General features: G+C 70.6%; 6 protein-coding genes. 5 read left to right on the top strand and 1 reads right to left on the bottom strand.

The features are described from left to right. Positions 1 to 277: 277 nt before the first annotated feature. Positions 278 to 928, top strand: coding sequence for an HAD family hydrolase (locus ACZ34W_RS38105; RefSeq protein WP_465611017.1), 651 nt, complete (start codon positions 278 to 280; stop codon positions 926 to 928). 94 nt (positions 929 to 1022) lie between these two features. After that, positions 1023 to 1793, top strand: a complete 771-nt coding sequence (locus ACZ34W_RS38100; RefSeq protein ID WP_465611015.1) for a class I SAM-dependent methyltransferase — start codon at positions 1023 to 1025, stop codon at positions 1791 to 1793. A gap of 31 nt (positions 1794 to 1824) precedes the next feature. On the opposite strand, the gene ACZ34W_RS38095 is transcribed toward ACZ34W_RS38100, so the two are convergent. Then, complete coding sequence (locus ACZ34W_RS38095) at positions 1825 to 2622, bottom strand: hypothetical protein (RefSeq protein WP_465611013.1); 798 nt, start codon at positions 2620 to 2622, stop codon at positions 1825 to 1827. 134 nt (positions 2623 to 2756) lie between these two features. Between ACZ34W_RS38095 and ACZ34W_RS38090 the strand changes: the two genes are divergently transcribed. The 3 genes from ACZ34W_RS38090 to ACZ34W_RS38080 all read left to right on the top strand — a co-directional run bounded on the left by ACZ34W_RS38090 (position 2757) and on the right by ACZ34W_RS38080 (position 6827). Beyond that, entirely contained in the window at positions 2757 to 4688 is a 1932-nt protein-coding gene (locus ACZ34W_RS38090) for an ATP-binding cassette domain-containing protein (RefSeq protein ID WP_465611011.1), read from the top strand. A 95-nt stretch (positions 4689 to 4783) separates the two neighbouring features. Beyond that, on the top strand, positions 4784 to 6262 hold the full coding sequence (locus tag ACZ34W_RS38085) for a phosphotransferase (protein WP_465611009.1): 1479 nt from the start codon (positions 4784 to 4786) through the stop codon (positions 6260 to 6262). Further along, positions 6246 to 6827 carry an MFS transporter gene (locus ACZ34W_RS38080; protein WP_465611007.1) on the top strand — a complete coding sequence of 194 codons (582 nt, stop codon included), beginning with the start codon at positions 6246 to 6248 and terminating at the stop codon, positions 6825 to 6827. Before ACZ34W_RS38085 ends, ACZ34W_RS38080 begins: the two co-directional genes overlap by 17 nt. The last annotated feature ends 511 nt before the right edge of the window (positions 6828 to 7338 follow it).

Below are 7338 nucleotides of genomic sequence, written 5' to 3'. Positions count from 1 at the left end.
CATCCGCATATCGCATGCCACACGGTCTACAGCGACAGGTGACCATCCGTCAGCAAAACGGCAGATCTACCACCCCAAAGAGCTGATGTCAGTACCGGCTCCGGGCGGCACATCAGCACCCGGCCTGCCAGGACCTGTGCCCGGCCGACTGCCCGCGCGCCGCCCAGGCCGTGGACCGGATGCTGGCCGTCACCCTCCAGCAGCAGACCACCGAGGCCGACCTGCACCGCTTCGCCGAGAGCATCCAGCGCGAAGCCAAGAGCTGGGCGGAGGGACGATGACCTTGAACCTCCCGCCGCAGCCCGTCCCAGCGGCTGCACCCGATGCGGACGAGCTGCTCCAGGACGTCGACGGCGTCGTCGTCGACTGGGACGGCACCGTCGTCGACAATGCCCAGATCCGGCTGAGCGCGCTCCAGCAGGCCCTCGCCCCGTACGGCGTGGACGTCGACCCGCAGTGGTACACCCTGAACTGCGGTCTGCCCATCCGCGAGGTCATCACCCGCCTCGCTGGCCTGCGCACGCTCCCGGTCGAGGAAATCGTGCCCGCCAGCCGGCGCCTGCTGCTCAACGGCCCACCGCCGCGGCTGATCGACAGCACGATGAACCTGCTGCGGCGGGCCGAGGATCTGGGGCTGCCGCGAGCCGTCGCCTCCGCCGCGGCCGGAGTCCTCATCCATCCCGTCATCGACCGGCTCGACCTCGGCGGGCTCCTGCCGGTCGTGGTGACGGCCGAATCGGTGGCACGCGGGAAGCCGGCCCCCGACGCATACCTGGAGGCCGCCCGACTGATCGGGCGAGCGCCCTCCCGTTGCCTGGCCGTCGACGACGCGCCGGACGGCATCACGTCCGCGCTGGAAGCCGGCATGCGGGTCCTCGCCGTCCGTGACGGCCTCCTCGTCCCCGTGCACGGCCTCATCCCCGAGTGACCCGCTCGGTGCCCCTGTCCATGCCCGTGGTCAGGGGCACCGAGCGCACTAGGCAGAGCTCCACCGTCCCGTCCTCTCGCGCCCTCGGAGTGACATGCCCCGCGCCCAAGCCGTAGCCGATCAAGAACCTTGGTGGATCACCAATTACCGTGGCCGCGGCCCCCACCAGCGCTACAGCCACCACAACCACGCCAAGACCCGCCGTAGTGTCGGTTTCTTCATCCACCACATGGGCCTTCAGTCCAGCCAGGCGGTCCTCGACCTGTGCTGCGCCTTCGGCCGTCACACGCACGAATTCACCCGGCGCGGCTTCCACCGCACCGTCGGGGTGGACCTGTCCCTCGACATGCTCGCTCACGCCGCCTCGTCAGCAGGCGCCAGCGGCCGGCGCCCCCGTTTCGTACGCGCCGACGTCCGGGCACTGCCCTTCCGCGACGCCTCGGCCGACGCCGTCTTGATGCTGCGGAGCTTCGGGTTCCTCGACACCCCGGAGGAAGACCTCGCCGTCCTGAAGGAGGCCGCCCGTGTCCTGCGGCCCGGCGCCCTCCTGGGGATGGATCACTTCCCGCCCAACAGCGCCACGGCCAAGGTGGGCACCCGGATCCTGAAAGGTCCTGAGGCGACGACCACCGTGCACACCACCTGGGACCCGGCGACCGCCCGGCTCAACAGTCGCATGTCCACCCGCTACGAGGACGGGCACGTCGAACCGTTCCACAGCTCCTCGCGCCTCTACACCCCGGAGGACCTTCGGAGGGCGTTCGCCGAAGCCGGGTTCACGGTTCACGGCACGTTCGGCGGGTACGACGGCAGCCCTCTCACCGGCGACAGCACGCGATGCATCGTCGTCGCACGCCGGGCATGACCGGCCCGGCCCCGGGGCGGAACCGGGGCCGTCAGTCGAACAGCGAGTTTTGGATCGTGGGCGGCGGAAGGTACTTCTCCTCGACCGGCTTCGCTGCGGTCCCGGCGATCTCCTCCAGCTGAGCGAAGGTCGACCACCGGCCCGCGGCCGCACCGCGCTCGACTGCGTGTCGAAACACCTGGGCCACTGCCCAGGCCTCCTGGGTGGCTGGCCGGGGTCCCGGGTGCAGCCGCACACCCAGATACCGGGCGAGCTCCTCGAACCCTCCCTCGACGCCGGGACAGGCGGTTCGAGCGAGCTCCACTGCGTCCCAGCGGGTGAGGGAGGCCAGACGCGGGCACGCGGCCCGCTCGGTGTGCAGCAGCGAGGCCTCGATGAAGCCCAGCGCGGCGACGATCCGATGGGGCTGCGCCGTGACATGCCGCTCGATCTCCCGCAGGGCGAGTCCCGAAGACCCCTCGGGGAGTTCGTGAGGCAGTCGAGGCGGCCGCGGCTTCTTCCAGGAGGAGTGCAGCTCCTCGCGGATCTCCTGGTGAACCCGCCACAAGGGCTGGAAGTCCGACCCGCTGAGAGCGAGGGCGGCTACGGCCGCCGGAACAAGGCCGCCTGGCTGGCGGCGCATCTCCACATCGACGACCACGAAGGTCGTGGAACCGAACTCGGCATCCATCATCCGCACCGGCACCACGATATCGACCCGTGCGGCGGTGCGTGGCCATTGCGGCGTTGCCGCGGCCAGCCCGCCAGGCCACCCCCGCTCTCCGGTGCGAACCTCGGCGATTCGGCCAACCACGCGGCTCGGCAGACCCGTTGCGCCGGGCGGGTCCATGCACCTTCCACGTGCCGCTACCCGCTCCATCTCGGGAAATCCGGAGCGACTGAAACACACCAGTTCGATATCTCAGCCAGCTCGTTGAGCATCACGGACCAGCCGTGACCGACAGATCGGGGGACAGCTTGAGCATGGGCAATACATCCGAGCAGCAGGGCGAGAACGTATCGGAGGCGGGCCCTCCCGAAGATGCTGTGAGCACGTCCCAGGAGGAGGAGTTCCTCTACCGGGACACCTCCCGGCTTCAGGCCGGTGCGCAGATGACGACCGTCACGATGGCGCGGCGCCTGCCCGCGCTGGTGCTGCGCTCCCTGAAGATGGCCTGGCGGGTCGACCGGGTCGCGACGGCCGGCCTGCTCGCCTGCCAGGTCGGCACCGGCGTTCTCGCGGCCCTGGGCCTGCTGGCCGTCACCGGAACCCTGACCGCGCTGATCTCCTCCGGCGACATCTCCGACCGGCTGTGGGAGGCGGCCCCGCAGCTGGCCGTCATCGCCGCAGCGACCGGCCTTCGCGCCCTGCTGGGCATCACGGTGACGTGGCTGACCGGGCGGCTGCGGCCCTTCCTGGCCCGGGCCGCGGAAGTCACCATGATCGAGGCGGCCCTCGGCGCCGAGCTCGCCGCGAACAACCAACCCGGCTACAACGACTTCTACGACATCGCCGACCGCGGCTCCCAGGTCACCCCCGACCTCGTGGAGGAAGCCCAGGACGTGCTGGCCGCCACCGCCACCCTCGCGGCCGGAGCCACCGTCCTCACCGTGATCCACCCGCTCCTCCTGCCTCTGCTGCTGCTGGCGTGCCTGCCCCAGGCAGCCGCGTACGTGCGGGCCGCCCGCGTGGTGTACCTGGCCGGTCTGGAGACCTCGGGTCGACGCCGGATGCTGCACAAGCTGCGCTGGCACATGGCCTACATGGAGTCCAGCGAGGAGATGCGCGCCTGCCTGGCCGGACCGTTCCTCCTCGGCCGGTACCGGCGTCTCGCCGCCTCGGTCAACGCCGCCGAACGCAAGGCCGCGGACACAGGCGCGCGGATGGGCCTGGCAGGCGCGGCCGCCGGCGGGGTGGCCTCGGCCGCGGTGTGGGCTGCGCTGCTGTGGCTCGTGGCCTCCGGGCGTATGGACCTGGCGGCCGGAGGCGGCGCAGTCTTCGCCCTCCAGACGGCGACCGGATCCGTCCGCGGCATCATCAACGGCGGTGCCCGGCTGGTGCGCACCGGCTGGTACGTCCAGGACTGGCAGAACTTCTTCGACAACGCCCACGGGCAGGCCATGGCCGGCTCGCGCGGCACGAACACTCTGTCCGCGGCCCCGGAACGGTTCGAGGTCCGCGACGTTACCTACCGGTACGACGGCGCCGAGCGGGACAGCCTGAGCGGGGTGTCGCTGCAGGTACGGCGCGGGGAGATCGTGGCCCTGGTCGGAGAGAACGGATCGGGGAAGTCCACGCTGTCCCGGCTGATCTGTGGCCTGCTCCTGCCGACCTCCGGCGAGGTGGCTTGGGACCACACGACCACGATCGAGATGGAGCCCTGGGAGGCGTGGAAGCACGTCGCCCTGGCCCCGCAGCGGTACACGTACCTGCCGCTGACCCTGCGTGACAACATCACCTTCGGGCAGGGCGACAGAAGTGACGCCGCCGTCCTGGCGGCCTGTGAGGCGTCCGGAGCTGCCGACATGCTGCCCGCTCTCCGGTCTGGCCTCGACACCCTGTTGACCTCCGAGTGGTTCGGCGGCCAGCAGTTGTCCGGCGGGCAGTGGCAGCGTGTCGTGCTCACCCGGGCCTTCCACCGCGACGCGGCCCTGCTGGTGATGGACGAGCCCACGGCCGCCCTCGACGCCCGAGCTGAGCACCACGTCTTCACCGGACTGCGGGAGCTGGCCAAGGACCGGGCCATTCTCCTGATCACGCACCGGCTCGCCAATGTCGCGGTGGCCGACCGCATCGTCGTCCTCGACCAGGGACGCCTGGTGCAGGAGGGGACCTATGCGCAGCTCACCCGCGAGCCGGGGCTGTTCCGCTCCCTGTGGGAACTCCAGCAGCGCACCACCGGGGAGGCAGCATGATTCCCGACCCCCCTCGGGCCCATTCCGCACACTCGCCAGCCAGCAGCGCCTGGCCAACGGACTTCACCGCGCACCGGGTCGGCGCCGGCTGCCCGATGTGCCAGAACGACTTCGCCGCCGATGACATCGGCTGGGGCCTCCTTCTCAGACGCGGAGAGGTCAGCAACGCCTACCTGTGGCGCAGCGGCCAGGTCCGCGGGTACGCCGTCGTGATCTACACCGTCGCGGAGCCCACCGAGCTGGACGAGGGGGAGGCGGCCGCGTTCTGGCGCGACGTCCTCGCCCTGGGCCGCGGGGTGGAGGCGCTCTACGAGCCGCTGAAGATGAACTACCTGCTGCTGGGGAACCAGATCCCGCACGCCTTCCACTGGCACTGCGTTCCCCGCCGCGAAGCCGGCACGGACCCGGCTGCGGGCGGGCCGCTGCCCTTCGAGGCGCTCGATCTCGGACGACAGGACGAGGAGCAGCTGCAAGCTGATGCCCGAGCCTTGCGGCGGCTGCTGGCCCGAAACGGCCGGCCGGTCGGGGGCGCGGTGATGAACCGCACCGAGTCGGACGTGATGGTCGTGGCGGGGATCCTGCCGCTGTTCTACCGGATCGTCCCGACCGCGGTCGACGAGGGCCCTGCGGGAACGGCAACCCGCAACTACGTGGCCCGGGACAGTGACGGCAAACGGTGGTTCGTGAAGGCCTACCCGACGGGCACCGATCTGGACGCGGAACGCCGGGCCCTGGACCTCGGCCAGTTCGCGCGGCTCGGCCGGATCCCGGTGCCGGTGGTGCGGCAGACCCTGGACGGTGACCTCATCGCGGCCGCCGGCGGGATGGCGGTGTCGGTCGCGGCGTTCGTCGAGAACGCGGAGACAGCGGAGGGCGGCCTGTCCGGCGGCCGGTGGGCCGCGATGGGCGAGACGGTCGGGCGCCTGCACCGGACTCTGGCCCGGCACCTGGCCGGGCCTCCGCGCCGCGTGCCCGCGAGCGAGGTCTGCGATGTGAAGCGGGCCCGGCAGCGCCTCGAAAGGCTGGTCGCCCGCTTCGCCAAGAAGCCGCCCGTCTCGGGGTTTGCCGCTTGGGCGCAGGAGACCGCCGCCCGACGGCTCGACGCGCTGCCTGCTGTGGCCGCCATGGTCAAAGAGCTGCCGGCGTCCTTGACCGTGCAGACAGTCCACGGCGATCTGGCCTCGCCCAACCTCCTCCTGCGGGGGCAGCGGGTGGCGGCATTGATCGACTTTCGGCCGCCCGCTCACCGCAGCCCCGCCTGGGAACTCGGGCGGATCGCCCTCGACCCGCGCACGGTCCTGGCAGAGCCGGACTGGCCCACCGGTCTGGCCGTCGCGATCGCCGCCTACCGGGCAGCCAACCCGGCGCTGCCGGCCGACGAGCTCCTTGCCGTGCCCAGGATCGCCGCCGGATACCTGGCCTGCTCGGTGTATCCGCTGTCCGAGGCCGTCGACGACCCGGCCGCGCTCACCCCCGAGCTCGAGGCGTACGGCCGCAACCGGCACGCGGCCATGACCGAGCTACGCGACCGCCTGACCCAAGCCGAGGAGGTGCTCCATGACCTCCTCCACTGACCCCTCTCCCTCCCCCAGCGCCCGGCCATCGCTGTGGCGACACCGCGACTTCCGCCGCTACCTGACCGGACAGGCAGCCAGCGTGACCGGCAGCTCGATCAGCGCCATGGCGATCCCCGTACTGGCGGTACTCGAACTCGACGCGACCACCGCCGAGGTCGCCTGGCTGACCTTCCTGGGCCAACTTCCGCCCGCCTTACTGGCCTTGCACGCAGGGGCGCTGGCCGACCGCCACGCCAAGCGGAAGCAGATGATCACCGGTGATCTGATCAGCGCCGCCGCACTGGCCAGCGTGCCGGTGGCGACCTTCCTGGACCGGCTGTCCCTGCCCCATCTGATGATGGTCGCGGCCGTCCAGGGAGGGGCAGGCGTGCTACACGATGCCGCCGCGATCAGTCTCCTGCCCAGCCTGGTCGACCGGTCCCTGATCCAGCGGAGCAACAGCCGCATCGGCGCTCTCTTCGCCGTCGCTGCCACCGCAGGCAACAGCATCGGCGCCGCCCTCACCGCGGGAGATCCATCCCGACGATGCGATCAAGATGATGGTGGACTCGGGGCGGGTTGAGCCGAAGGTGCCCTACCCCGGTGTCGACACGCCGTGGCTCGGCGAATGCCTCCGGTGCCACAAGGACGTGACCCCTCGTCTGAACGATGTCCGGAACGGCCAGGGAGCGTGCATACACTGCGCGCCCAACACTCCTCTGACCCCTGAGCAGGCTTGGGAGCGAGCTCTCTCCTACCGCGTTCTTCCCGGTGATCCGCAGACGTTCAAGAGCACGAACACCCCCTGGCCGGGGACCTGCATCGAGTGTGGGGCCGACGTGGAACCGCGCCTGGGCAACCTCTACCGGGGCCAAGGCGCCTGCAACTCGCGAAAGTGCAAGATCACCGGCTTCAAGGACGATGTGCCGGGCTTGATCTACCTCCTTCATCGCTCGGATCCAGAGACGGCAAAGATCGGTATCTGCGAGGACGCCCCGCATACTGACATCAGCTCTTTGGGGTGGTAGATCTGCCGTTTTGCTGACGGATGGTCACCTGTCGCTGTAGACCGTGTGGCATGCGATATGCGGATG

The sequence above is a fragment of the Kitasatospora sp. NPDC022856 genome (assembly GCF_055561235.1).
This window is presented reverse-complemented; position numbering and strand designations above follow the sequence as displayed.